Source organism: Pseudomonas sp. ok266, assembly GCF_900110195.1.
Taxonomy (GTDB): domain Bacteria; phylum Pseudomonadota; class Gammaproteobacteria; order Pseudomonadales; family Pseudomonadaceae; genus Aquipseudomonas; species Aquipseudomonas neuropathica.
The window spans coordinates 500306-525154 of record NZ_FOCU01000002.1 but is presented as its reverse complement, the minus strand read 5'-3'; the positions used below and the strand labels follow the sequence as shown (position 1 = coordinate 525154).

Genomic DNA, 24849 nt, shown 5'->3' with positions numbered 1-24849 from the left:
CCCACACGAATTGCTTGATTCAGTTGTTAAAGAGCGGTTGGTTAAGATCTTTCGTCTCAACCGAGGCGCGCATTCTACAGCAGCCTCATTTGCTGTCAAGTGATTATTTTCAGAAGTTTTTGAAGAATTCTTCAACAGCTTCAACCACTTGCGCTTCCGATCTCTCGTCAGCGGGAGGCGAATTCTACAGCGTTACACGCTGTTGTCAACACCTCTTTTTCAACTTCCTTCTGGCTTCGATGAACTGAAGCAACTTGCCGCCGAAACCTGCATAACTCATTGAATCTCAAGGAGTTTTCCGTTTCGACTGCGCCGGAAGTGGGGCGAATTATAGACATCTGAAATTCGCCGTCAACACTTATTTTCATAATTCTGTCACATCGGTCAAAAAACCCTGAAAACACGAAGGCCGACCCCAGGGTCGGCCTTCGTTGCATCGCCCCTCTACTTACAAGCTAGGGAACGCGAACTGCGAAGCCTCATGGCTGGCTCGCTGCGGCCAGCGCTGGGTGATCGCCTTGCGACGGGTATAGAAGCGCACACCATCCGGACCATAAGCGTGCAGGTCACCAAACAGCGAACGCTTCCAGCCGCCGAAGCTGTGGTAAGCCACCGGAACCGGCAGCGGCACGTTGACGCCGACCATGCCGACTTCAATCTCGTCGCAGAACAGACGCGCCGCTTCACCGTCACGGGTGAAGATGCAGGTGCCGTTGCCGTATTCGTGATCGTTGATCAGTTGCATTGCCTCTTCCAGGCTGTTCACGCGAACGATGCACAGTACCGGGCCGAAGATCTCTTCTTTATAGATACGCATCTCTGGGGTGACGTTGTCGAACAGGCAGCCACCGAGGAAGAAGCCTTCTTCATGACCGGCCACGCTGAAACCACGACCGTCGACCACCAGGGTCGCGCCCGCTGCCACGCCGTCATCCACGTAACCGCTGACTTTGTCACGCGCCTGACCTGTCACCAGTGGGCCCATGTCCAGGCCGCACGAAGTACCGGCACCGATTTTCAGTGCCTTGATCTGTGGAACCAGTTTGGCCACCAGTGCATCCGCTACCTGGTCCCCCACACACACGGCCACCGAGATCGCCATGCAGCGCTCGCCGCACGAACCATAAGCCGCGCCCATCAGTGCGCTGACCGCGTTGTCCAGATCGGCATCCGGCATCAGCACGGCATGGTTCTTCGCGCCACCCAGTGCCTGAACGCGTTTGCCGCGCTTGGTGCCTTCGGCATAGATGTACTCGGCAATCGGCGTCGAGCCAACGAAGCTCAGCGCTTTGACTTCCGGCGCTTCGATCAACGCGTCGACCGCCGTCTTGTCACCGTGCACAACACTCATCACGCCTTTTGGCAGACCGGCCTCCAGCAGCAGCTGAGCGATCAGCAGTGTCGAGCTCGGGTCACGCTCGGATGGTTTGAGGATAAAGCAGTTGCCGCAGACTATCGCCAGTGGATACATCCACAGCGGCACCATGGCCGGGAAGTTGAATGGGGTGATACCGGCAACAATGCCCAGCGGCTGGAAGTCCGACCATGCGTCGATGTTCGGGCCGACGTTGCGGCTGTACTCGCCCTTGAGGATTTCCGGAGCAGCGCAAGCGAACTCGACGTTCTCGATACCACGCTTCAGTTCACCGGCGGCGTCTTCGAGGGTCTTGCCGTGTTCTTCGCTGATCAATTGCGAGATGCGCGCTTCGTTCTGCTCCAGCAGTTGCTTGAAGCGGAACATCACCTGCGCACGTTTGGCAGGTGGCGTGTTGCGCCAGGCCGGGAACGCGGCCTTGGCGGCATCGATGGCTTTCTGGATGGTGGCCTGGCTGGCCAATGGCAGCTTGTGGATAGCCTGACCAGTGGACGGATTGAACACATCAACCGCGCGACCGTTCTCGGTCACCAGTTCGCCATTGATCAAATGCGGGATAACGCTCATCGAAAACTCCTGAATTCTTGTCCGCAGAGGCCCACGAGGGGCGCCGGCTGTTTGTACTTATATATAGAAGGAAAAATCAGTCGAGCTTGTTCAGCACTTCGCCGACCGCATCGAACAGACGATCGAGGTCTTGCGGCTTGCTATTGAAGGTTGGGCCGAACTGCAGGGTGTCGCCGCCGAAGCGCACGTAGAACCCGGCTTTCCAAAGGGCCATGCCCGCTTCGAACGGACGCACGATGGCGTCACCGTCACGCGGGGCAATCTGGATCGCACCGGCCAGACCGAAGTTACGGATGTCGATAACGTTCTTCGACCCTTTCAGCCCGTGCAGCGCGTTTTCAAAATGCGGGGCGACGTCTGCAACGCTCTGTACCAGGTTTTCCTTTTGCAGCAGGTCGAGAGCCGCCAGGCCAGCGGCACAAGCCACCGGGTGTGCCGAGTAGGTGTAGCCGTGTGGAAATTCCACGGCGTATTCCGGGGTCGGCTGGTTCATGAAGGTCTGGTAGATCTCGGAGCTGGCAATCACCGCGCCCATCGGGATCGCGCCGTTGGTGACTTGCTTGGCGATGCACATCAGATCCGGGGTCACGCCAAAGGTGTCGGCGCCGAACATATTGCCGGTGCGGCCGAAACCGGTGATCACTTCGTCGAACACCAGCAGGATGCTGTGCTGATCGCAGATTTCGCGCAGACGTTTCAGGTAACCCTGTGGCGGAACCAGTACACCAGCGGAACCGGCCATAGGCTCAACGAATACTGCGGCGATATTCGAAGCATCGTGCAGCTCAATCAGTTTCAGCAGTTCATCGGCCAAAGCAATACCGCCCTGCTCCGGCATGCCACGGGAGAAGGCATTGCTCGCCAGCAGCGTGTGCGGCAGGTGATCGACATCCATCATCGCCTGACCGAACAGCTTACGGTTGCCGTTGACGCCGCCGAGGCTGGTGCCGGCGATGTTCACGCCGTGGTAGCCACGGGCACGGCCGATCATTTTGGTTTTGGTCGCCTGACCTTTCAGGCGCCAGTAGGCACGAACCATTTTCACGGCGGTATCGGCGCACTCGGAACCCGAGTCGGTGAAGAACACGTGGTTGAGGTTGCCCGGGGTCAGCTCAGTGATCTTCTCGGCCAGCTGGAACGACAGCGGATGACCGTACTGGAAGCCCGGCGAGTAATCGAGGGTGCCCAATTGCTTGGAAACCGCTTCCTGAATTTCCTTGCGGGTGTGGCCGGCGCCGCAGGTCCACAGCCCGGACAGCGAGTCGTATACCCGGCGGCCTTTGTCGTCGATCAGCCAACTGCCTTCAGCACCAACGATCAGTCGCGGGTCGCGCTGGAAGTTACGGTTGGCGGTGTACGGCATCCAGTGCGCGTCCAGCTTCAGTTGGCTGGCCAGTGGCGACGGCGCGTTTTCAGGCATGTTCATCGGGCAAAACCTCGCAGGGCATAAGCGTCAGGGAGATAAAAAGCGTTGTTGCAGCTAAATTGCCACGCGGATAAAGTCGGTGAAATCCAACTCTTCTAACCTTCAGTTAGAACTTTGCTAAACAATGAGAACAATAAGATGAGCAGCCGTCGCCCCGATCCGCTGGCCCAGGTCAGTGACTTTGATATCCGCTTGCTGCGGATTTTTCGCAGTGTGGTGGAGTGCGGCGGCTTCTCGGCAGCGGAAACCGTGCTCGGCATCGGTCGCTCGGCGATCAGCCAACAGATGAGCGATCTGGAGCAGCGCCTCGGTTTGCGTCTGTGCCAGCGTGGTCGAGCCGGGTTTTCGCTGACCGAGGAAGGTCGCGAGGTGTATCAGTCGGCACTGCAACTGTTAAGTGCGCTGGAAAGCTTTCGCACCGAAGTCAACGGTCTGCACCAGCATTTGCGGGGTGAGTTGATCATTGGCCTGACCGACAACCTCGTCACCCTGCCCCACATGCGCATCACCCACGCCCTCGCCCAATTGAAAGAACGCGGGCCGGATGTGCAGATCCAGATCCGCATGATTGCGCCCAATGAAGTCGAGCAAGGCGTGCTCGATGGGCGTCTGCATGTCGGCGTGGTACCGCAGGCCAGTGCGTTGTCGGGCCTCGAATATCAGCCGTTGTACAGCGAGCGTTCACTGCTTTATTGCGCTGTTGGTCACCCGCTGTTTTATGTCGATGACAAGCAACTCGATGACGAGCGCCTGAATAGTCAGGACGCGATTGCACCGACTTTTCGTTTGCCGGCGGAGATTCAGGCGCATTACCAGGCACTCAATTGCACCGCCAGCGCCTCCGACCGTGAAGGGATGGCGTTTTTGATTTTGACCGGACGCTACATCGGTTACCTGCCGGATCACTACGCCAGCCTCTGGGTGCAGCAAGGTCGTTTGCGTGCGCTGAAATCGCAAACACGTTTCTACGACCTGAGCCTCGCATCGGTCACGCGCAAGGGCCGGCGCCCTCATTTGGTGCTGGAAAGCTTTTTGGAGAGTCTGGCGGCAACGCGTTGAAGATCCGCCGAGGCCCGCCAGCGTTGGGCCCTGGCGACAAATCTGGAAAATAACCTGAGCAAGTGGACAGCTTTTTGCAGTGCTGGATCAACCTCGATCCTTCAACAAGAAGCCTTAAGCCATGCAGCCAGATTCCGCACCGTCCAGCGACCTGATCTACGGCCTCAACGACCGCCCCAAACCCGCCGCTGCAATTCTTGCCGCGCTGCAGCACGTGCTCGCCAGTTTCGTTGGCATCATCACCCCGCCATTGGTGATTGGCTCGGCCCTCGGGCTGACTGCGCATTTGCCTTATCTGATCAGCATGGCCTTGATGGTCTCGGGCGTCGGCACGTTTATTCAGGCGCGGCGACCATTCGGGATCGGCGCGGGAATGATCTGTCTGCAAGGCACCAGTTTCGCCTTTCTCGGTGCGGTGCTCTCCGCTGGTTTTCTGGTCAAGCAGCGCGGCGGCAGCCCGGAAGACATTCTGGCGATGATTTTCGGTGTGTGCTTTTTCGGCGCAATCGTGCAGATCGTTCTCAGCCGCTTCATCGGTCAACTGCGTCGCGTGGTTACGCCGCTGGTGACCGGGATCGTTATCACCCTCATCGGTATCAGCCTGATCAAGGTCGGCATCACCGACCTGGGCGGTGGCTTCAATGCGCCGGACTTCGGTGCGCCGGGCAATCTGGCGCTGGGCGTGTTTGTGTTGCTGACGATCATCCTGCTTAACCGCTCGAACACGCCATGGGTACGCTTGTCGGCAATCATCATCGGTTTGCTGCTCGGCAGCTTGGCCGCGTGGTTCAGTGGGAAACTGGTACCGCAGCCATTGCCTGACTTGCCGCTGGTGAGTTTTCCTACGCCGTTCAAGTTTGGCTTCAACTTCGACTGGACGGCTTTCCTGCCGGTCGCGCTGATTTATCTGATCAGCACCATCGAAACCGTCGGCGACCTCACTGCCAACTGCATGCTCGCTCGCCAACCGATCAGCGGCCCTTCTTATATAAGCCGCCTGCGCGGTGGCGTACTCGGCGATGGCGTCAGCTGCATGATCGCCGCGACCTTCAGCGCCTTCCCCAACACCACGTTCGCGCAGAACAACGGCGTGATTCAGTTGACCGGCGTCGCCAGCCGCTACGTCGGGCTGTACATCGGCGCGATTCTGTTTTGCCTCGGCTTGTTCCCGATGATCGGCGCGGTGCTGCAACAGATTCCGAAACCGGTGCTCGGCGGCGCGACCCTGGTGATGTTCGGCGCGGTGGCGGCTGCCGGTGTGCGCATCCTCGCGCAGTCGCCGCTGGATCGACGCAGCATGTTGATCATCGCCACGTCGTTCGGCGTCGGCCTGGGCATCGCCGCACAACCGACCCTGCTACACCTGCTGCCGAAGCTGGTGCAGAACCTGTTTGATTCGGCGATCACCAGCGGCGGCCTGACCGCAATCATCCTGTGCCTGCTGCTGCCGGAGTCGAAAACCGAGGCCGCTGAAGCGCACGCGCCGCTGAACAAGATCGAACAGGCGTAACGGTTTTTCGCGCAAGGACTTGTCGGATGCCTGTGGGTGCGCTATCAACGCAACTGGTTGCACCCACAGACAAACCCGGAAGTGCCTATGACCTTTGAAGTCCCTGCCCATGGCGGCAAACCCGCCAGCCGCATTCGTCAGAAGAACGAAGAGACCATCCTCAAAGCCGCCGAAGACGAGTTCGCTCGTCACGGGTACAAAGGCACCAGCATGAACACCATCGCGCAGAATGCCGGGTTGCCCAAGGCCAACCTGCATTACTACTTCACCAACAAGCTTGGCTTGTACGTGGCGGTGCTGAGCAACATCATCGAGTTGTGGGACAGCACCTTCAACACCCTCACCGCCGAGGACGATCCGGCCGAAGCACTGACTCGTTATATTCGCGCCAAGATGGAATTCTCTCGCCGCCAGCCACAGGCCTCGCGGATCTTTGCGATGGAAGTGATCAGCGGCGGCGAATGCCTCAGCGAATATTTCAATCAGGATTATCGCGCCTGGTTCACTGGCCGCGCGGCGGTATTTCAAGCGTGGATCGATGCGGGCAAAATGGACCCGGTCGATCCGGTGCACTTGATCTTCCTGTTGTGGGGCAGCACTCAGCATTATGCCGACTTCGCCACGCAGATCTGCCGCGTCAGTGGTCGCAGCAAGTTGACCAAGCAGGACATGGAAGACGCCGGCAACAACCTGATCCGCATCATTCTCAAAGGCTGCGGCCTCACTCCTCCTCTATAAGACGTTTATGCCTTTCACCCTCAGCGGTTTTTGCGAGTACCGCGAAGAGATTCGCAAAAGCCGCTTTAACACCTTCGCCACGCCGATCGGCAGCCCTGCCGACGCGCAGGCGTTTTTCGAGCAGTACAGCGATCTGAACGCCTCGCACAATTGCTGGGCGTGGAAACTCGGCGATCAATACCGCAGCAATGACGACGGCGAACCGGGCGGCACGGCCGGGCGCCCGATTCTGGCGGCGATTGAAGCGCAGGATTGCGACCAGGTCGCAGTGCTGGTGATTCGTTGGTACGGCGGCATTCAACTCGGCACGGGTGGTTTGGCCCGGGCGTATGGCGGGGGGGCGAACAAGTGCCTGCAGACGGCGGCCAAAATCGAATTGTTCAGCCGGGTGCCGTTGAGCTGTGCTTGCGGGTTTGCCGAGTTGGCGCTGGTGAAGTTGCGGGTGGCCGATCTGGGTGGATTGGTTGTCGAAGAAAACTTCACGGCAAACGGCGTTGAGTTGAAGTTGGCGGTGGGTGAGGCGCAGATCGATGTCTTGCAAACCCAGCTAGCTGATTTGAGCCGTGGGCGGATTTTGCTTCAACGATAAAAGATCAAAAGATCGTCCGATCGCGGCCCGAGTGTTCCGCAGCTCCTACATTTGAAATGCGCTCCCCTGTTGGAGCTGCCGAAGGCTGCGATCTTTTGGGGCGATCCCGAATTTCCTTATTCCACAGAGTTGCCCACATCGGCTGTGCACCCGACTGTGGATAACCTGAGTACATTCCGCTGTAACCCTTCTGTCACGTGGCTTTGCGCGGTTTGTTCACTTTTCGTTCAATTCACTCGACGAAACGATAATTTCAAACAGAAACAGTCAGTTAGCGCGGTTTATCACCATTAGAAGAAAGCACCGCAGTGCTTATGCCCGGGATTGCAGCTTGCGCACAATAACTGTGGAACAAGCTGTGGATAACCCGTTCATGGCTGGCGCAGTCGCTGGATCCATCTAGCCCCCAAGGGATTGCTCGTTTTTTGATCATATCGCGACGGGCAAAACTGGCGCCCGAGCAACGGCTTTGCTCTGAATTGGTGCCATCGTCGTACGTGATTCGGCCTTCAATGCTCTATACCGAGTGCTGCCCCACGCGGCCCGCTCGCGTTCCTGACTCAATGGCCAGGAAATTGCTTTATCCACAGGCACAACTCCAAGCAAGTCGAGCCTGTCATGCCAATTGCTTCCAACACCCCGCGCCTGCAACTGCGCCACATCAGCAAACGCTACCCCGGTTGTCTGGCCAACGATGCCATCGACCTGAGCATCACGCCCGGTGAAATTCACGCCCTGCTCGGTGAAAACGGTGCGGGCAAAAGTACGTTGATGAAGATCATCTACGGCGTCACCCAGGCCGACACCGGCGAGATGCTTTGGCAAGGTCAGCCGGTGAATATCCGCAACCCGGCGCAGGCGCGGCAGTTGGGGATTGGCATGGTATTCCAGCATTTCTCACTGTTCGAAACCCTCAGCGTGGCGCAAAACATTGCTTTGGCGATGGGCGCAGCAGCCGGCACGCCGAAACAACTGGAACCGAAAATTCGTGAAGTGTCGCGCCGTTATGGCATGGCGCTGGAGCCGGAGCGACTTGTCCACAGCCTGTCGATCGGCGAGCGGCAACGGGTGGAGATCATTCGTTGCCTGATGCAGGACATTCGCCTGCTGATTCTCGACGAGCCGACCTCGGTGCTGACGCCGCAAGAGGCCGACGAATTGTTTATCACCCTGCGCCGCCTCGCCGCCGAAGGCTGCAGCATTCTGTTTATCAGCCACAAACTCGCTGAAGTGCGCGCGTTGTGCCACAGCGCGACGGTTCTGCGCGGTGGGCGCGTGGCCGGACATTGCCTGCCAGCGGAGTGCTCGGATCAGCAATTGGCGCAGATGATGGTCGGCGAAGCGGCGGCGTTGATTGGCGACTATCCGAAGGTCAGCGGCGGCGCGGCGTTTTTGCGGGTGAAGGGCTTGAGTTGGCACAACCCGGATCCGTTCGGCTGCTCGCTGACTGACATTGATGTGCAAGTGCGCAGCGGCGAAATTGTCGGCATCGCCGGGGTCGCGGGCAACGGTCAGGATGAATTGCTCGCCCTGCTCAGTGGCGAACACACCTTGCCTCGGGTGGAAGCGGCAACCATTCGATTCGCTGAGCAGAACGTCGCCGATTTGCGCCCGGATGCCCGCCGCAAACTGGGCCTGGCTTTCGTCCCCGCCGAACGCCTCGGGCATGGCGCGGTGCCGGAATTGAGTCTGGCGGACAACGCCCTGCTGACGGCTTTCCAACAAGGCTTGGTCAGCAACGGGCTAATCCAGCGCGGTAAAGTCGAAGCCCTCGCCCAACAGATCATTCAGCGCTTCGGTGTAAAAACCCCGGACACGCAAACCGCCGCGCGCAGTCTGTCCGGCGGCAATCTGCAGAAATTCATCCTCGGCCGGGAAATCCTCCAGCAACCGAAACTGCTGATCGCCGCGCACCCGACCTGGGGCGTCGACGTTGGCGCCGCCGCGACCATTCACCGTGCGCTGATCGCGCTGCGCGATGCCGGCGCGGCGATTCTGGTGATCTCCGAAGACCTCGACGAATTGTTCCAGATCAGCGACCGCCTCGGCGCGCTGTGCGGTGGACGTTTGTCGGCACTGCAAGACACCAGCAAGACACAACTCAGCGACGTCGGCGGCTGGATGGCCGGCCAGTTCGACCACGCCCCTTCAGCCGCCACGGTTTAACGGAGTTATACACATGCTGCTTTCCCTCGAACCCCGTGGCCAGCAATCGCGCCTGATGCTGTGGTGCTCGCCGTTATTGGCGGCGGCGCTGACGCTCGGTTGCGGCTCGCTGCTGTTTATCGCCCTTGGTCATGATCCGCTGCAAACCTTGCACACGCTGCTGATCGCACCGGTCAGCGATTTGTATGGCGTCTCTGAATTGTTGGTAAAGGCGCTGCCGATTCTGCTCTGCGCACTGGGCTTGGCAGTGGCCTATCAGGCGCGAATCTGGAACATCGGCGCCGAAGGTCAATTGCTCCTCGGCGCACTCGCCGGCAGTGCCTTGGCGGTGAACATCATCGACCTGCAAAGCCGCTGGGCGCTGGTGTTGATTCTGCTCACCGGCACCCTCGCCGGCGCGGCATGGGCCGGGCTGACTGCGTGGTTGCGCACACGCTTCAACGCCAACGAAATCCTCACCAGCATCATGCTCAATTACATCGCGCTGAATCTGCTGCTGTTCTGCGTGCACGGGCCGCTGAAGGATCCCGCCGGGTTCAACTTTCCCGAATCGGCGATGTTCGGCGATGCCAGCCGTTTGCCGTTGTTGATGGAGGATGGCCGCGTGCACGCCGGGGTGTATTTCGCCTTGCTCGCACTGGTCGCGGTGTGGGTGTTGTTGCAGAAAAGCTTTGTCGGTTTCCAGATCAAAGTACTCGGGCTGGACAAGCGCGCGGCGGGGTTCGTCGGCTTTCGCGAGAAGCGGCTGATCTGGCTGGCGCTGTTGATCAGTGGCGGCTTGGCCGGGCTCGCGGGTGTCTGCGAGGTCACCGGACCGATTGGCCAATTGGTGCCGCAGGTGTCGCCGGGATACGGCTACGCGGCAATTACCGTGGCGTTTCTCGGACGCCTCAATCCGATCGGGATTCTGTTTTCCAGCCTGTTGATGGCGCTGCTGTATATCGGCGGCGAGAGCGCGCAAATGACCCTGAATCTGCCGCAAGCGATCACCCAGTTGTTTCAGGGAATGATGCTGTTTTTCCTGCTCGCCAGTGACGTGCTGATTCTCTATCGGCCACGCCTGAACCTGCGTTGGGTGAAGCGCACTTCGACCACTGCCGTAACCGCCGGAGCGCTGTGATGGATATCGATCTGTTGAGCAATATTTTCTACGCCATGGTGCGTTGCGGCACGCCGTTGTTGCTGGTGGCGCTGGGGGAATTGATCTGCGAGAAGAGCGGCGTGCTCAACCTCGGGCAGGAAGGGATGATGCTGTTTGGTGCGGTAATCGGTTTTATCGTCGCTCTCAACAGCGGCAACCTGTGGCTGGGCGTGTTGTTGGCGATGCTGGCCGGGATGTTGTTGTCGTCGCTGTTTGCGCTAGTGGCGTTGGTGTTCAACGCCAATCAGGTAGCGACCGGATTGGCCCTGACGATTTTCGGTGTCGGGCTGTCGACCTTTGTCGGCGCAGCTTGGGTCGGTAAACCACTGGCCGGGTTTGAGCCGTTGGCGATCCCTTATCTGAGTGAGATTCCGCTGATCGGGCGGATGCTGTTTGCTCAGGATTTGCTGGTGTATCTGTCGTTCGCGCTGTTTGCGCTGGTGGCGTGGGTGATCATCAAAAGTCGTGTCGGGTTGATCATTCAAGCGGTCGGCGAGAATCCGGATGCGGCCAGTGCAATGGGGTTGCCGGTGTTGACCGTGCGCACGTTGGCGGTACTGTTCGGCGGGGCTATGGCCGGGCTGGCCGGAGCGTATTTGTCGCTGGCGTACACGCCAATGTGGGCGGAAAACATGACCGCCGGGCGTGGCTGGATCGCCCTGGCGCTGGTGGTATTTGCCAGTTGGCGGGTGTGGCGGTTGTTGCTCGGGGCTTATTTGTTCGGCCTCGCCAGCATCCTGCACTTGGTGGCGCAGGGGTTGGGGCTGGCGATTCCGTCGAGTTTGCTGGCGATGCTGCCGTATGTGGCGACGATTGTGGTGCTGGTGCTGTTGTCGCGCGATGCGTTGCGGACGCGGTTGTATGCGCCGGTTTCGCTTGGGCAGCCTTGGCAGGCGGGGCATTAAGAGGTGAATTCACTGCCCTCTTCGCGAGCAAGCTCGCTCCCACAGTTGACCGAGTTCACTCAGATCCCCTGTGGGAGCGAGCTTGCTCGCGAAGGCGTCCGCACAGGCAACACCTGAGCAACGCCCCACGCCAGTTCGAAGACCAGGAAAATAATCAGGATCGAACTGGCGCCATGGGCCAAGGCATATGCTTGCCAAGTCGCAAACAAAAACCGCCCCACCGCGTCATACCGTCCATAAAGCGCCTGCGGATCACGAATCCGCAGCACCGCCCACACGCACACCACCGAGCCCAGCAAATTCGCCATCAACAGGTGCACAGGCGCAAACGCCGGCAGTTCACCGGGCAAATTCAGCGCGGTCAAAAACCCATGCAAAGCGGCAAAACTCCACGGCGTGGCAAATGCCACCGTGACGATCAGGTCATACCAGGCACTGCCAAGCACCACATTGCGATACTGCGTTGAAGTCCACATCATCCATGCTCCGCAAAATTCAGGGAGCAAGCACGGTAAAGCCTGGAGTATGCTCCAGGGTCAATAGCCTTTTTGAGAGCCCGCATGCGCATCGGTGAATTAGCCCAGGCCTGCGCCGTCAGCCGTGACACTCTGCGCTTCTACGAGCAGCGTGGGCTGATAGCCGCGCAACGCCGTGCCAACGGTTACCGCGACTATCCGCCAGACATGGTGCAACTGGTGCTCTATATCAAAACCGCGCAACGCCTGGGATTTACCCTCGGCGAGATCAGTGACAGCGTTGCCGCGCTGTGGAACGCCCCCAACCCGGACAACGCCGTGGCGCAGTTGCTGCGCGACAAACTGCAACTGATCGAAACCCGTATGCGCGAACTCGACACGCTGCGGCAAGAGTTGCAACTTCGCCTCGGTCAGGCCTGTCCATTGAATCCATGATCCTCATTCATCAAGGAAGCCCATCATGTCTGCAAAAAACGCACTGATCATCGGCGCCTCCCGGGGCCTTGGCCTCGGTCTGGTGAAAACCCTGCTGGCCGACGGCTGGCAAGTCACCGCCACCGTGCGCAATCCGCAAAACGCCGAGGCGCTGCAAGCGCTGGGCAAGGTGCGGATCGAGAAGCTCGACATGGATGACCAGCAAGCGGTGATCGCCCTGAGTCAGCAGCTCAAGGGCGAAACGTTTGACCTGCTGTTCGTCAACGCCGGGGTCAAAGGCCCGGCGGACCAGACCCCGGGCGGCGCGACACTGGCTGAGGTCGGTCAGCTGTTTTTCACCAACGCGGTGGCACCGATCAATCTGGCCCAGCGGTTTGTCGGGCAGATCCGCGATGGCAGCGGCGTGCTGGCGTTCATGAGTTCCGGGTTGGGTAGCGTGACGGTGCCGGACGCGCCGGAGTTGGCGCTGTACAAAGCGAGCAAGGCTGCGCTGAATTCGATGACCAACAGTTTTGTCACGCAACTGGGTGAGCAGAAGATGACAGTGTTGTCGCTGCATCCGGGTTGGGTGAAGACGGACATGGGTGGCGAAGGGGCTGACCTTGACGTGGATACCAGCACCCGTGGGCTGGTTGATCAGGTGAATGCGTATACCGGCAAGGGCGGGCATCACTTCATCAACTACAAGGGTGAAACGATTCCCTGGTAAGCATACAAATCCCCTGTAGGAGTGAGCCTGCTCGCGATAGCGGTGTGTCGTTCAGCAAAAGTATTGCCTGATACACCGCTATCGCGAGCAGGCTCACTCCTACAAGGGACCGTGTTGTCCTGTCGGGTCGGGCTTGCCCGATGCAGCGATTTGTTTGAAACTGCGCACCTCGTCCTCGCGGCGACCCTGGATCAGCAGACAGGGCATCACTGAGCTGGCAACCCTGAACCCCATTTTCAGAGGAGCCGGCAACATGCCCGCGACCCGTACCTGGTTAAAAAATCCCCTCGCCATTTTCACCTCCAACTCGCTCGATGCCCGTGGCGGTCTTGTTGTGCAAGACGGTGTCATTGTCGAAGTCCTCGCCGCTGGCCAACAGCCGTCGGCGCCGTGCAATGCAGTGTTCGACGCCCGTGAACATGTGATCCTGCCGGGCCTGATCAACACCCACCATCACTTCTATCAAACCCTGACTCGCGCCTGGGCACCGGTGGTCAATCAGCCGTTGTTCCCGTGGCTGAAAACCCTGTACCCGGTCTGGGCGCGCCTGACGCCGGAAAAACTCGCGCTCGCCAGCAAAGTCGCTTTGGCCGAACTGCTGCTGTCGGGCTGCACCACTGCGGCCGATCACCACTACCTGTTCCCGGATGGCTTGGAGAACGCCATCGACGTGCAAGTCGAAACCGTCCGCGAACTGGGCATGCGCGCCATGCTCACTCGCGGTTCGATGAGCCTCGGCGAGAAGGACGGTGGCTTGCCGCCGCAGCAAACCGTGCAGGAAGGTCAGGTGATTCTCGACGACAGTCAGCGCCTGATTCACGAGTACCACGAACGTGGCGACGGCGCGCAGATCCAGATCGCTTTGGCGCCGTGCTCGCCGTTCTCGGTGACCCCGGAAATCATGTCGGCCAGCGCGGAACTGGCGAACAAGCTCGACGTGCGCCTGCACACCCACTTGGCCGAAACCCTCGATGAAGAAGATTTCTGCCTGCAGCGTTTCGACCTGCGCACCGTCGATTATCTCGACAGCGTCGGCTGGCTCGGCCCGCGCACCTGGCTGGCCCACGGCATTCACTTCAACCCGGACGAAATCGCCCGCCTCGGTCAGGCCGGCACAGGTATTTGCCATTGCCCGAGTTCGAACATGCGTCTGGCCTCCGGCATTTGCCCAAGTATCGATCTGACTGACGCGGGCGCGTTGTTTGGTCTGGGCGTCGACGGTTCGGCGTCCAACGATGCGTCGAACATGATTCTCGAAGCGCGTCAGGCGCTGTACATCCAGCGTCTGCGTTACGGCGCCGAGAAGATCACCCCGGAACGCGTGCTGGGTTGGGCGACCAAGGGTTCGGCGAGCTTGCTGGGCCGTACCGATATTGGTGAGATTGCCGTGGGCAAGCAGGCGGATCTGGCGTTGTTCAAGCTTGATGAGCTGCGCTTCTCCGGTAGCCATGACCCGATTTCGGCGTTGCTGTTGTGCGGTGCCGATCGTGCGGATCGGGTGATGATTGGTGGTAAGTGGCGCGTGGTCGATGGCCAGGTTGAGGGTCTTGATCTGAAAGGCCTGATTGCCGATCACAGCCAGGCGGCGCGCCAGTTGATCGCCGGTACCTGATCCGATCACCAATCCCTGTGGGAGCGAGCTTGCTCGCGAAGGCGTCGTGTCAGTCAATATTTGAGTTGACTGATACTCCGCTTTCGCGAGCAAGCTCGCTCCCACAGTTGTTTTGTGTCGGGGCTAGAGACCGAGCAGGGACAACATGATGAACGTCGCGAACAGCACGAAGTGCGTCATGCCTTCGATGGCATTGGTCTCACCGTCATTGAGGTTGATCGCGCTGACGATCAGCGTGATGAAGATCATCACCGTCTGCACCGGCGTCATCGCCATCTGAAACGGCTGGCCGGTATACAGCGCCATCGCTTCCATCACCGGCACCGTCAAAATCACCGTCGACAGCGACGCGCCCATCGCAATGTTCACCACCGACTGCATGCGGTTGGCCAACGCTGCGCGCAACGCGGTCAAAATCTCCGGCGCTGCTGAAATCGCCGCCACCAGAATCGCCGTGATCACCGGCGGCGCGCCCGTGCCTTCCAGGCCCAGATCGAGGGTCTTCGACATCACTTCGGCCAGTGCGCCGATCACCACAATGCCAAACACCAGAATGCCGATCGACAGGCCGATGCTCGGCGCATTCGTCTGCGCTTCCTGCGGTTCTTTCTTGCGGCGTTTGTCCGGATAGCTGTAGCTGAAAAAGTAACTGTGCGGGCCGACCTGCATGCGCAGAAACAGCGCGTAAAGCACCACCATCGCGCCGATGGTGAACGCCGAATAAATCTTCCAGTTGGCCTCGGGAATAAACTCCGGCACCACCATCGACACCCCCATGGCGGTGAGGATCATCACGCTGTAGCTGCGCGCGGAATCGTCGTTATAGGACTGCTCGCCATGTTTGATCCCGCCCATCAGTGCGGCGAGGCCGAGGATGCCGTTGATGTCGAGCATCACGGCAGAATAGATCGTGTCGCGCACCAACGTGGGCGACGCTTCGTTGCTCATCATGATCGCGAGAATCACCACTTCGACCAGCACGGCCGCAAGCGTGAGGATCATCGTGCCGTAAGGGTCGCCAACCTTTTCCGCGAGCAATTCGGCGTGATGGGCGACGCGCATCGAGGCGGCGACGATGAAGGCGATCAGCACCAGACCGCCGAGCAGCGCGACGATCTGGCCGCTGTGCAGCAGCCAGTGTTCCAGGGGATAGGCAACGCACGCGGCGATGACTGCCAGCAGCAGAAAGCTTTCTTGCTTGAGAATTGTGAGCATGGCGGGCCTTTTGCCGAAAGAGAGCGAATGAGCTACTGACTGCGGGGCGGCGCTAACGTTTCGTTACACCTTAGCGCACCAAGCGATGGCAGCTGGTTTCAGGCATGCACTTTTATCGGCCCTGCCGGCCCCTTCGCGAGCAAGCTCGCTCCCACATTGAAATGCGTTCACCTGTGGGAGCGAGCTTGCTCGCGAAGGTCACACTGCGGTTTCGAAGGAGTTTGTTGTCCTGTTGGTCAGCAATTTGCATTGGCCCTGACCACACACAACAAAATGGAGTTCGAATTCATGCAAATACGTCCGCTGCACAAACTGCTGTGCGCCGCCCTCGGTCTCGGAATCAGTCTGAGCGCCAGCGCTGCCGATCCGCTCAAGGTCGGTTTCGTCTATATCGGCCCGATCGGTGACCACGGCTGGACGTATCAGCATGAGCAGGGGCGCAAGGCCCTCGCGGAAAAATTCGGCAATCAGATCACCACCAACTATGTGGAGAACGTCGCCGAGGGCGCCGACGCCGAGCGGGTGATCCGCAACATGGCCAAAGACAAATACGACCTGATCTTCACCACCTCCTTCGGCTACATGAACCCCACCGTCAAAGTCGCCAAGCAGTTTCCCAAGGTGACCTTCGAACACGCCACCGGCTACAAACAGGACAAGAACCTCGGCACCTATCTGGCGCGTACTTACGAGGGTCGCTACGTCGGTGGTTTCCTCGCGGCGAAGATGACCAAGACCAAGAAGATCGGTTACGTCGCTTCGTTCCCGATCCCGGAAGTGATCCGCGACATCAACGCCATCCAGCTGGCGCTGAACAAGTACAACCCCGGCACCGAGATCAAAGTGGTGTGGGTCAACTCCTGGTTCGACCCGGGCAAGGAAGCCGATGCGGCCAACGCGCTGATCGATCAAGGCGTCGACGTGGTGTTCCAGCACACCGACAGCCCGGCGCCGATTCAGGCCGCCGAACGTCGTGGTGTGTATGCGGTGGGGTATGCCTCGGACATGGCCCACTTCGGGCCGAAAGCGGTGCTGACTTCGATCGTCAACGACTGGGCGCCGCATTACATTCAGGCGACGCAGAGCGTGATCGATCACAGCTGGAAACCTCAGGATTACTGGGGTGGGTTGAAGGAAGGCACGGTTGAACTGCCGATCAGCGACCTGGTACCGGCACCGGTGAAAGCCGAGGCCGAGCAGATCATTGCCGACATCAAGAGCGGCGCGTTGCAGCCGTTTACCGGGCCGATCAAGGATCAGGCCGGCGTCGAGAAAATCCCGGCGGGTGTGAGTGCGAACACTGCGGAACTGGCGTCGATGAACTATTACGTTGAAGGCATGAAGGCCGAGATGCCGAAGTAATCCCCCGACTCACCACGCAAACCCTGTGGGAGCGAGCCTGCTCGCGAAAGCGGTGTGTCATTAAACAAAAATGTTGTCTGACACTCCCTCTTCGCGAGCAGGCTCGCTCCCACATTGGAAACACAGCGTATTCAAGGATTGTGTATGGATCAGCTTCCGATCATTGATATCAGCCCGCTCTATAGCGACGACGAAAACGCCTGGCCCGCCGTGGCCGGGCAAATCGACCAAGCCTGCCGCGACTGGGGCTTCTTCTACATCAAGGGTCACCCGATTTCAGCGCAACGCATCGACGCGCTGCTCGACCACGCCCAGCGTTTCTTCGCCCTGCCAGCAGCAGAAAAACTCAAGATCGACATCACCCAGACCCGCCACCATCGTGGCTACGGCGCCATCGCCACCGAGCAACTCGACCCGAGCAAACCCAGCGATCTGAAAGAAACCTTCGACATGGGCCTGCACCTGCCGGCCAATCATCCCGACGTGCTCGCTGAAAAACCGTTACGCGGGCCGAACCGTCATCCCGCGCAGATCGGATGGCCTGAGTTGATGGAGCAGCATTACCTCGACATGCAGGCCCTCGCGCAAACCCTGCTGCGGGCGATGACCCTCGCGCTAGGCATCGAACGCGACTTCTTCGACAGCCGTTTCAATGATCCCGTCAGCGTCCTGCGCATGATTCATTACCCACCGCGTCACACTGCCAGCTCCGCCGAGCAGCAAGGCGCCGGCGCGCACACCGATTATGGCTGTATCACCCTGCTCTATCAGGACAGCGCCGGTGGCTTGCAGGTCAGGAACGTGCGAGGCGAATGGATCGACGCGCCGCCCATCGACGGCACCTTCGTGGTCAACCTCGGCGACATGATGGCGCGCTGGAGCAACGACCGTTATCGCTCAACCCCGCACCGGGTGATCAGCCCGCTCGGCGTGGATCGCTACTCGATGCCGTTCTTCGCCGAGCCGCATCCGGACACCCGCATCGAATGCCTGCCGGGTTGTCAGGACGCACAGCATCCGGCGAAATATCCGACGACCACCTGCGCCGAATTCCTGCTCTCGCGTTTCGCCGATACCTACGCCTATCGCCGCGAGCAAGAAGCCGTGTGATGGATCGCTTGGTCAGGTTTTGCCAATTGTTTCGGCGAGCATCTGTAGAATGCCGTCATTGCACCTGATGAGAAAAGAATATGTACGACTGGCTCAACGCCTTGCCCAAGGCTGAACTGCACCTGCATCTGGAAGGCTCGCTGGAGCCTGAGTTGCTGTTCGCCCTGGCCGAGCGCAACAAGATCGCCCTGCCGTGGAATGACGTGGAAACTCTGCGCAAGGCATACGCCTTCAACAACCTGCAGGAATTCCTCGACCTGTATTACCAGGGCGCCGACGTATTGCGCACCTCGCAGGACTTCTACGACCTGACTTGGGCCTACCTGTTGCGTTGCAAAGCGCAGAACGTGATTCACACCGAACCGTTCTTCGACCCGCAGACCCACACCGACCGGGGTATCCCGTTCGAAGTGGTGCTCAACGGCATCGCCGCGGCACTCAAGGATGGCGAGCAGCAACTGGGCATCACCAGCGGTTTGATCCTCAGCTTCCTGCGCCACCTCAGCGAAGAAGAAGCCGAGAAAACTCTCGACCAGGCACTGCCATTCCGTGACGCGTTTGTCGCGGTCGGCCTCGACAGCTCCGAGATGGGCCACCCGCCGAGCAAGTTCCAGCGCGTTTTCGACCGTGCCCGCCACGAAGGCTTCCTGACCGTTGCCCACGCTGGCGAAGAAGGCCCGCCGGAGTACATCTGGGAAGCCATCGACCTGCTGAAGATCCAGCGTATCGACCATGGCGTGCGCGCCATCGAAGACGAGCGCCTGATGCAGCGGATCATCGACGAGCAGATTCCGCTGACCGTGTGCCCGCTGTCGAACACCAAACTCTGCGTGTTCGATCACATGTCGCAGCACAACATACTCGACATGCTCGAGCGTGGCGTGAAGGTCACGGTGAACTCCGATGACCCGGCGTACTTCGGTGGTTACGTGACTGAAAACTTCTACGCGCTGCATGAACACTTGGGCATGACCCAGGATCAGGCCAAGCGTTTGGCGCAGAACAGCCTGGATGCGCGACTGGTAAAACCCTAAGCAACACCGAATAACCTTTGTAGAAGTGAGCCTGCTCGCGATAGCGGAGTGTCAGACACCGATGTGTTACCTGACAGACCGCTATCGCGAGCAGGCTCACTCCTACATTGGATCGGTGTTAGCCGATGGATTGGGCTTCAGTCAGCTCTTCCAGGGTCTTACCCCGCGTCTCCATCCCGAACAACCACACCACCCCCGCCGCAATCGCAAAGCACGCCGCGCCCAGCGCAAACACCCCGCCCTGCCCGGTAATCGGGAACACCAGTCCGGTCACCAACGGCCCGAGCAGCGAACCTACGCGGCCAATCGCCGAGGCGAAGCCCGAGCCGGTCGCCCGCGCCGACGTCGGATAAAGCTCCGGCGTATAGGTGTAGAGCACCGCCCACATGCCGAACAGGAAAAACTGCATCAGCAAACCGGTGCCGATCAGCAGCGCCACGTTGCCGCCAAACACCGCGCTCTGCCCATACAGGAACGCCATTACACCTCCGCCGAGCAACGTCACGATGCATACCGGTTTGCGCCCCCAGCGCTCAACCAGCCATGCGGCCATGAGAAACCCGGGAATCCCGCCCAGGGAAATCAGCACCGTGTAATACACCGACTGCGTCACCGCGAAACCCGACTGTTGCAACAGCGCACTGAGCCACGACGTCAACCCGTAAAAGCCGAGCAGCGCAAAGAACCACAGACTCCAGAGCATCGTCGTGCGCTGGCGATACTGCGGCGACCAGATCTGTTTCAGCGCCGCAAAGAAGTTGCCCGGCGGCGTCACGGTACGCGGCAATCGAATCGGTTCCGGCAACGCGGCACCGCCGAGCGACGAACGCACCCGCGCCTCGATGCCGTTCAACACCTTATCCGCAGCGTCATCGCGCCCGGCCTGCTCCAGCCAGCGCGGTGACTCGGGAATGAAAAACCTGATCGCCAGTACGAACACCGCCGGCACCGCCAAGACCAGAAAGATGTCGCGCCAGCCAATCAGCGGCAGCAGAAAGTAGGACAGTACACCGGCAGCAACGAAGCCGAGCGGCCAGAAGCCGTCCATCAACGCGATGTAACGTCCGCGGCGCTGCGCTGGAATCAGCTCGGACAACATCGACTGGGCGATCGGAAACTCCATGCCCATACCGATCCCCAACAGGATGCGGAACAGCGTCAGCGTCTCGACCGTTTGCGCTGTCGAGCATAGATAACTGGCCACGCCCCACAGCACGATGCTCCACTGAAACACCGGTTTGCGCCCGAAGCGATCGGCGAGCATGCCGGACAGCGACGCCCCCAGCACCATGCCGAAAAAACTCGAGCTGGCGAGCAACCCCGCTTGCGCACTGCTGAGGCCGAACTCGGCTTTGATCGAGCCGAGCAGGAAGGTCATCATCGCCAGATCCATGGAATCGAAGAAAAACGCCAAGGCGATGATGATGAAAATGATCCGGTGATAACCGCTGATCGGCAGTCGTTCCAGACGTTCTGCCGCGCTGTAGCCGTGAGTCTCCATGCCACCTCCCCCATCCGAAAAATATCCCCGGATCGAGTGTGCTTGATCGCGAAACGGCGTTCGTGCTGGATACGACCTGTTCGCAGTCGCGGGCGACGCCAGAAGCGCTTACGCAGTTCCGGACGTCGATTGCGAGTGCTCTACAACGCCATTTCCAGCTCGGTTTCCTTGGCAAAGCGATGCAGCTCCCGTTGGCCGGTGGCGGTCAATTGCAAAGCTCTAGAGTCGTTGGGCAGGGTCAGCCAGCCGGACTGCATGAACAACTGCAATAACGCGGCGCCGAGTGATCCCCCCATGTGCGGACGACGTTCGCTCCAGTCTGGACAAGCACACGCCACCTGCACGTTGCGATGGGCCAGCGCCTGAATGAACACGCCACGTCCAGCCAACAGTTTCGAACCCTTGTGGGTCACCACGACGCGTTGTTCGAGCTGTTCGATCCAGCCGGCATCAAGCAAGCGCTGATACAGGTCCGCCGCCAGCGTACCGCCGAGGTGGTCATCGCAAAAACGCGCGCGCAACAATGAGGACGGCGCGGTTTGCGGTTTGGCCATGGGGGTGGTGCGTTTGAAGACCTCGGGAATTTCCCGTGGAGCACTGGCAATGGTGGCGCTGGCCAATGCTTCTATCGCAGCACCGACCTCCGGTGCCGAGAGACGGAAAAAGCGTTTGCGACCACGGACTTCGACCTTCAACAGACCACCCGTGGATAGCCGCGCCAGATGCGCACTGGCCGACGATGGCGACAGCCCTGCCAGTAGCGCAAGCTCCTCGGTTTGCCGGGCCGAGCCATCCATCAACGCCCACATCATCGCGCTGCGCTTGGGGTCGGCCAGCAACGTGGCGATCTGGCTGATGCAAGGTGCATGTTCCATGTGTTCACTCCCTGTTGAATCGTATCGTCTACTGCTCGGAGACATCTTGGCCGGTAATGAGTCATCGGCCAAGACGCGAAAATCGCCATGAACCGGGGCGAGGCAAGCCGCTGACGCAGCCTGCTCCGGCACAGAACCCGCAGCAGTTGCGCGACCGTCACTCGAAGACTGGCGACGCGGTGCGAGGGTCTCCGGGCCGGGGTGTCGGTGCTGGCATGAGGCGGGCGCTAGTATAAGCGGGTTAGCCCGCGCGTCCTGCGCCGGGGCCTGCGCAGGTGGTGATTGTTCCTGACAGAAATTTCTCTATTTACCTGCGACTAATGATCAACTTCCGAAAAAGCGGGAAATTGACTACTCACTTCAGCGCATCGGCTGGCGAGCATTTCCCTCAGAAGGTTCACCGGCTTACTCAATTGGGCGCGATGGGCGCACAACAAATTCAGCGGTGCGCGCTCACAAAGCAGCTCTGGCAGCAGCACTTTGAGCCGCCCGGCGAGCACATCGGCGCCCACATCCAGCCACGACTTGTAGGCAATTCCGGCGCCGGCCACCGCCCACAGACGCACAACGTCGGCGTCATCGCTGAAACGGTCACCACTGACGGTCAGACCAACTTCACGTTTACCGTCATGAAAACTCCAATGGTCATGCACCCGGCTGCCGAGCATGTACAACAGGCAGTTGTGCTGGGCCAGTTGTTCGAGCTGGCGCGGTTCGCCGTGTCGGGCCAGATACGCCGGGGAGGCGCACAGCACACGGCGGTTGTGCGGGGCGATAGGCAAAGCAACCAGACTTGAGTCCTCCGGCTCGCCGTAACGCAAAGCGATGTCCACGGGTTGGCGGAACAGGTCGGCGATGCGATCGCCGAGCAGCAAGCGCACGGTCAGCTTCGGATGCTCGCGCTGGAACTCGTCGAGCCACGGCAGCAACAGGTTGCGGCCGAAGTCCGAAGGCGCCGACAACTGCAACACGCCGCTGACCTGATCCTGTCCGCTGGCCAGCAAGCGCCGGCCTTCATCAAGGTTGCTCAGCGCCGCCCGCGCGTATTCGAGAAAGCCGTCGCCCTCGGCTGTCAGGCGCAGACTGCGGGTCGAGCGCGCGAGCAAGCGCGCACCGAGCTGCTGTTCGATCCGTTTCAACGCCGCACTCGCCACGGCAGCGGACATGTCCATCACCCGCGCGGCTGCCGACAGACTGCCCAGATCCGCCGCCCGGACAAACAACTGCAAATCGTCAAAACGCAGCATGCTCAGCCTCGATTATCAAAAAAATATTGAAAGAGACTGCTCTTTTAGCCGGTTTTATCTCGCAGAGAAATAGCCAATCATCTCTCCATCGCATTCATCCCGCTTCTCTGGAGCCGAGCATGTCCCAGCCCTTCACCGCTATCGCCACCCTGACCGCCAAACCCGGCCAACAGGATCTTCTCGAACAAGGCCTGCGCGCCCTGGTTGAACCGAGCCGCGCCGAAGACGGTTGCAGCCAGTACGACTTGCACCGCGACCTCGCTGATCCGCAGGTGTTTTATGTGATCGAACACTGGGCCAGCGAAGCGATTCTTGAGGCGCACAACGCCAGCGCGCATTTCCAGCATTTCCAGGCCAGCGCCGGCCACGCCATCGAACACTTCCAACTCAAGCGCCTCGGCGCGATTGTCTGATCCCTTCTTCTATTACCCGTACGGAGCCACTCATGAAAGCCATCGCCTATTACGCTTCCCTGCCGATCAGCGACGCCAAGTCCCTGCAAGACATCGAACTGCCAGAACCGGTCGCCGGCCCGCGCGACGTGCTGGTGGAAGTCAAAGCCATTTCGGTCAACCCGGTCGACACCAAAGTGCGGCAGAACGCGGCACCGGAAAACGGCGCGGCGAAAGTGCTGGGTTGGGACGTTGCCGGTGTGGTCAAGGCTGTCGGCAGCGAAGTGACGTTGTTCAAGGCTGGCGACAAGGTTTTCTACGCCGGCTCCATCGCCCGTGCCGGCGGCAACAGTGAACTGCACGTGGTGGATGAGCGCATCGTCGGCCATATGCCGAAATCCCTCGGTTTTGCCGAAGCCGCCGCACTGCCGCTGACCGCGATCACCGCATGGGAGTTGTTGTTCGAGCGCCTGCAAATCCGCGAAGGCAATACCGATGAAGGCCAGAGCCTGCTGATCGTCGGTGCCGCCGGCGGGGTTGGCTCGATCCTGACGCAATTGGCCAGGCAACTGACCGGCCTGAAGGTGATCGGCACCGCGTCCCGCGAGCAAACCCGCGATTGGGTCATAGAACTGGGCGCCGACCTGGTCATCGATCACAGCCAGCCGCTGAGCGAAGAACTCAAGCGCGCCGGGGTCGACAGCGTGACCCACGTCGCCAGCCTGACCCAGACCGACCAGCACCTGGATCAACTGGTCGAAGCGCTGGCGCCGCAAGGCAAACTGGCGTTGATCGACGATCCGAAGTCGCTGGACGTGAGCAAGCTCAAGCGCAAGAGCCTGTCGCTGCACTGGGAGTTCATGTACACCCGCTCGCTGTTCGAGACGCCAGACATGATCGAGCAGCACAAACTGCTCAACCGCGTGGCGGATCTGATTGATGCCGGGACGTTGAAGACCACGGTGGGCGAGCATTTCGGCACGATCAATGCGGCGAACCTGCGTCGCGCCCATGAGCTGCTGGAAAGTGGCAAAGCCAAGGGCAAAATTGTTTTAGAAGGTTTCTAAAAAACCGCACAGCGCAGCCTTCGCCGAACCTAGAGCGGTCGGCGGGGCTGCGCTGTTTTTTGCCGTCAGTCCGATGCTTGACCCTTGTCACAATTGCGATCGTATTCAGGTCTACAATCGAAGCCTCTGCGATACATCTTTTACGCAAGGGAGGTCAGCAATGAAGATCCTGATAAAAGAAGTGGCAAAGTCTCAGTGGCAGGTTCGTCTGGACCAACACGCCGTGACATTCCGCAGTGAAGCCGAAGCACTGGCCTTCACCCGCACCCTCGAAGCGCGACTGTGCGCACCCCATCAGATTCCCGATCGCAGCCAGCAGCGCGCTGCCGGCTGAGGTA

General features: G+C 59.9%; 23 protein-coding genes. 16 read left to right on the top strand and 7 right to left on the bottom strand.

What is annotated here, in order from left to right; translation table 11 throughout:
- Nucleotides 1-448: 448 nt before the first annotated feature.
- On the bottom strand, nt 449-1942 hold the full coding sequence (locus tag BMY54_RS05790; protein ID WP_064118435.1) for a CoA-acylating methylmalonate-semialdehyde dehydrogenase: 1494 nt from the start codon (nt 1940-1942) through the stop codon (nt 449-451).
- A 76-nt stretch (nt 1943-2018) separates the two neighbouring features.
- Entirely contained in the window at nt 2019-3368 is a 1350-nt protein-coding gene (locus BMY54_RS05785) for an omega-aminotransferase AptA (protein ID WP_093430337.1), read from the bottom strand.
- 138 nt (nt 3369-3506) lie between these two features.
- Here BMY54_RS05785 and BMY54_RS05780 point away from each other — a divergent pair, with 138 nt between their 5' ends.
- From BMY54_RS05780 to BMY54_RS05750, 7 genes are all read left to right on the top strand, one after another.
- On the top strand, nt 3507-4427 hold the full coding sequence (locus BMY54_RS05780; protein ID WP_007914725.1) for a LysR family transcriptional regulator: 921 nt from the start codon (nt 3507-3509) through the stop codon (nt 4425-4427).
- Nucleotides 4428-4548: 121 nt separating this feature from the next.
- Entirely contained in the window at nt 4549-5937 is a 1389-nt protein-coding gene (locus BMY54_RS05775; protein WP_093430334.1) for a uracil-xanthine permease family protein, read from the top strand.
- Nucleotides 5938-6024: 87 nt separating this feature from the next.
- Nucleotides 6025-6675 carry a TetR/AcrR family transcriptional regulator gene (locus tag BMY54_RS05770; protein ID WP_038360732.1) on the top strand — a complete coding sequence of 217 codons (651 nt, stop codon included), beginning with the start codon at nt 6025-6027 and terminating at the stop codon, nt 6673-6675.
- A 7-nt stretch (nt 6676-6682) separates the two neighbouring features.
- Entirely contained in the window at nt 6683-7264 is a 582-nt protein-coding gene (locus BMY54_RS05765; protein WP_093430331.1) for an IMPACT family protein, read from the top strand.
- Nucleotides 7265-7882: 618 nt separating this feature from the next.
- Complete coding sequence (locus BMY54_RS05760; RefSeq protein WP_093430328.1) at nt 7883-9430, top strand: ABC transporter ATP-binding protein; 1548 nt, start codon at nt 7883-7885, stop codon at nt 9428-9430.
- Nucleotides 9431-9443: 13 nt separating this feature from the next.
- Entirely contained in the window at nt 9444-10550 is a 1107-nt protein-coding gene (locus tag BMY54_RS05755) for an ABC transporter permease (RefSeq protein WP_093430325.1), read from the top strand.
- Nucleotides 10550-11476, top strand: a complete 927-nt coding sequence (locus BMY54_RS05750; protein WP_064118442.1) for an ABC transporter permease — start codon at nt 10550-10552, stop codon at nt 11474-11476. Before BMY54_RS05755 ends, BMY54_RS05750 begins: the two co-directional genes overlap by 1 nt.
- 59 nt (nt 11477-11535) lie before the next feature.
- Here the strand turns inward: BMY54_RS05750 and BMY54_RS05745 are convergent, their stop codons facing one another.
- A complete protein-coding gene (locus BMY54_RS05745; protein WP_093430369.1) occupies nt 11536-11952 on the bottom strand; it encodes a hypothetical protein in 417 nt (138 codons plus the stop codon).
- Nucleotides 11953-12036: 84 nt separating this feature from the next.
- On the opposite strand from BMY54_RS05745, the gene BMY54_RS05740 reads away from it, so the two are divergent.
- The 3 genes from BMY54_RS05740 (at nt 12037) to BMY54_RS05730 (ending at nt 14708) form a co-directional block, all read left to right on the top strand.
- Nucleotides 12037-12387 carry a MerR family transcriptional regulator gene (locus BMY54_RS05740; protein ID WP_093430322.1) on the top strand — a complete coding sequence of 117 codons (351 nt, stop codon included), beginning with the start codon at nt 12037-12039 and terminating at the stop codon, nt 12385-12387.
- Between the two features lie 22 nt (nt 12388-12409).
- Nucleotides 12410-13096 (top strand): SDR family oxidoreductase, encoded by a 687-nt coding sequence (locus BMY54_RS05735; protein WP_093430321.1) that lies wholly within the window; start codon nt 12410-12412, stop codon nt 13094-13096.
- A gap of 253 nt (nt 13097-13349) precedes the next feature.
- Nucleotides 13350-14708: an 8-oxoguanine deaminase gene (locus BMY54_RS05730; RefSeq protein WP_093430320.1), complete on the top strand. Its 1359-nt coding sequence runs from the start codon at nt 13350-13352 to the stop codon at nt 14706-14708.
- A gap of 123 nt (nt 14709-14831) precedes the next feature.
- Here the strand turns inward: BMY54_RS05730 and BMY54_RS05725 are convergent, their stop codons facing one another.
- Nucleotides 14832-15923, bottom strand: coding sequence for a calcium:cation antiporter (locus BMY54_RS05725; RefSeq protein WP_093430317.1), 1092 nt, complete (start codon nt 15921-15923; stop codon nt 14832-14834).
- A 288-nt stretch (nt 15924-16211) separates the two neighbouring features.
- Here BMY54_RS05725 and BMY54_RS05720 point away from each other — a divergent pair, with 288 nt between their 5' ends.
- The 3 genes from BMY54_RS05720 (at nt 16212) to BMY54_RS05705 (ending at nt 19429) form a co-directional block, all read left to right on the top strand.
- Nucleotides 16212-17285, top strand: coding sequence for a BMP family ABC transporter substrate-binding protein (locus BMY54_RS05720; RefSeq protein ID WP_093430367.1), 1074 nt, complete (start codon nt 16212-16214; stop codon nt 17283-17285).
- A gap of 144 nt (nt 17286-17429) precedes the next feature.
- Complete coding sequence (locus BMY54_RS05710) at nt 17430-18395, top strand: 2-oxoglutarate and iron-dependent oxygenase domain-containing protein (protein WP_093430311.1); 966 nt, start codon at nt 17430-17432, stop codon at nt 18393-18395.
- An 80-nt stretch (nt 18396-18475) separates the two neighbouring features.
- A complete protein-coding gene (locus tag BMY54_RS05705) occupies nt 18476-19429 on the top strand; it encodes an adenosine deaminase (RefSeq protein ID WP_008082147.1) in 954 nt (317 codons plus the stop codon).
- A 118-nt stretch (nt 19430-19547) separates the two neighbouring features.
- On the opposite strand, the gene BMY54_RS05700 is transcribed toward BMY54_RS05705, so the two are convergent.
- The 3 genes from BMY54_RS05700 to BMY54_RS05690 form a co-directional block, all read right to left on the bottom strand.
- Nucleotides 19548-20930 carry an MFS transporter gene (locus BMY54_RS05700; protein ID WP_093430308.1) on the bottom strand — a complete coding sequence of 461 codons (1383 nt, stop codon included), beginning with the start codon at nt 20928-20930 and terminating at the stop codon, nt 19548-19550.
- 140 nt (nt 20931-21070) lie between these two features.
- Nucleotides 21071-21805 (bottom strand): ArsR/SmtB family transcription factor, encoded by a 735-nt coding sequence (locus tag BMY54_RS05695; RefSeq protein ID WP_093430305.1) that lies wholly within the window; start codon nt 21803-21805, stop codon nt 21071-21073.
- A 317-nt stretch (nt 21806-22122) separates the two neighbouring features.
- The gene (locus BMY54_RS05690) at nt 22123-23052 is read right to left on the bottom strand and encodes a LysR family transcriptional regulator (RefSeq protein WP_093430303.1); all 930 of its coding nucleotides are present in this window, start codon (nt 23050-23052) and stop codon (nt 22123-22125) included.
- Nucleotides 23053-23171: 119 nt separating this feature from the next.
- On the opposite strand from BMY54_RS05690, the gene BMY54_RS05685 reads away from it, so the two are divergent.
- From BMY54_RS05685 to BMY54_RS30550, 3 genes are all read left to right on the top strand, one after another.
- A complete protein-coding gene (locus BMY54_RS05685; RefSeq protein WP_093430300.1) occupies nt 23172-23465 on the top strand; it encodes a putative quinol monooxygenase in 294 nt (97 codons plus the stop codon).
- 32 nt (nt 23466-23497) lie between these two features.
- Complete coding sequence (locus tag BMY54_RS05680) at nt 23498-24511, top strand: zinc-binding alcohol dehydrogenase family protein (protein WP_093430297.1); 1014 nt, start codon at nt 23498-23500, stop codon at nt 24509-24511.
- 160 nt (nt 24512-24671) lie between these two features.
- Complete coding sequence (locus BMY54_RS30550) at nt 24672-24845, top strand: hypothetical protein (RefSeq protein WP_007914687.1); 174 nt, start codon at nt 24672-24674, stop codon at nt 24843-24845.
- Nucleotides 24846-24849 lie beyond the last annotated feature (4 nt).

Coding starts and splice junctions, on each gene's coding strand:
- BMY54_RS05790 (WP_064118435.1), bottom strand. CDS start 1,942: ATGAGCGTTATCCCGCATTTGATCAATGGCGAACTGGTGACCGAGAAC.
- BMY54_RS05785 (WP_093430337.1), bottom strand. CDS start 3,368: ATGAACATGCCTGAAAACGCGCCGTCGCCACTGGCCAGCCAACTGAAG.
- BMY54_RS05780 (WP_007914725.1), top strand. CDS start 3,507: ATGAGCAGCCGTCGCCCCGATCCGCTGGCCCAGGTCAGTGACTTTGAT.
- BMY54_RS05775 (WP_093430334.1), top strand. CDS start 4,549: ATGCAGCCAGATTCCGCACCGTCCAGCGACCTGATCTACGGCCTCAAC.
- BMY54_RS05770 (WP_038360732.1), top strand. CDS start 6,025: ATGACCTTTGAAGTCCCTGCCCATGGCGGCAAACCCGCCAGCCGCATT.
- BMY54_RS05765 (WP_093430331.1), top strand. CDS start 6,683: ATGCCTTTCACCCTCAGCGGTTTTTGCGAGTACCGCGAAGAGATTCGC.
- BMY54_RS05760 (WP_093430328.1), top strand. CDS start 7,883: ATGCCAATTGCTTCCAACACCCCGCGCCTGCAACTGCGCCACATCAGC.
- BMY54_RS05755 (WP_093430325.1), top strand. CDS start 9,444: ATGCTGCTTTCCCTCGAACCCCGTGGCCAGCAATCGCGCCTGATGCTG.
- BMY54_RS05750 (WP_064118442.1), top strand. CDS start 10,550: ATGGATATCGATCTGTTGAGCAATATTTTCTACGCCATGGTGCGTTGC.
- BMY54_RS05745 (WP_093430369.1), bottom strand. CDS start 11,952: ATGTGGACTTCAACGCAGTATCGCAATGTGGTGCTTGGCAGTGCCTGG.
- BMY54_RS05740 (WP_093430322.1), top strand. CDS start 12,037: ATGCGCATCGGTGAATTAGCCCAGGCCTGCGCCGTCAGCCGTGACACT.
- BMY54_RS05730 (WP_093430320.1), top strand. CDS start 13,350: ATGCCCGCGACCCGTACCTGGTTAAAAAATCCCCTCGCCATTTTCACC.
- BMY54_RS05725 (WP_093430317.1), bottom strand. CDS start 15,923: ATGCTCACAATTCTCAAGCAAGAAAGCTTTCTGCTGCTGGCAGTCATC.
- BMY54_RS05720 (WP_093430367.1), top strand. CDS start 16,212: ATGCAAATACGTCCGCTGCACAAACTGCTGTGCGCCGCCCTCGGTCTC.
- BMY54_RS05710 (WP_093430311.1), top strand. CDS start 17,430: ATGGATCAGCTTCCGATCATTGATATCAGCCCGCTCTATAGCGACGAC.
- BMY54_RS05705 (WP_008082147.1), top strand. CDS start 18,476: ATGTACGACTGGCTCAACGCCTTGCCCAAGGCTGAACTGCACCTGCAT.
- BMY54_RS05700 (WP_093430308.1), bottom strand. CDS start 20,930: ATGGAGACTCACGGCTACAGCGCGGCAGAACGTCTGGAACGACTGCCG.
- BMY54_RS05695 (WP_093430305.1), bottom strand. CDS start 21,805: ATGGAACATGCACCTTGCATCAGCCAGATCGCCACGTTGCTGGCCGAC.
- BMY54_RS05690 (WP_093430303.1), bottom strand. CDS start 23,052: ATGCTGCGTTTTGACGATTTGCAGTTGTTTGTCCGGGCGGCGGATCTG.
- BMY54_RS05685 (WP_093430300.1), top strand. CDS start 23,172: ATGTCCCAGCCCTTCACCGCTATCGCCACCCTGACCGCCAAACCCGGC.
- BMY54_RS05680 (WP_093430297.1), top strand. CDS start 23,498: ATGAAAGCCATCGCCTATTACGCTTCCCTGCCGATCAGCGACGCCAAG.
- BMY54_RS30550 (WP_007914687.1), top strand. CDS start 24,672: ATGAAGATCCTGATAAAAGAAGTGGCAAAGTCTCAGTGGCAGGTTCGT.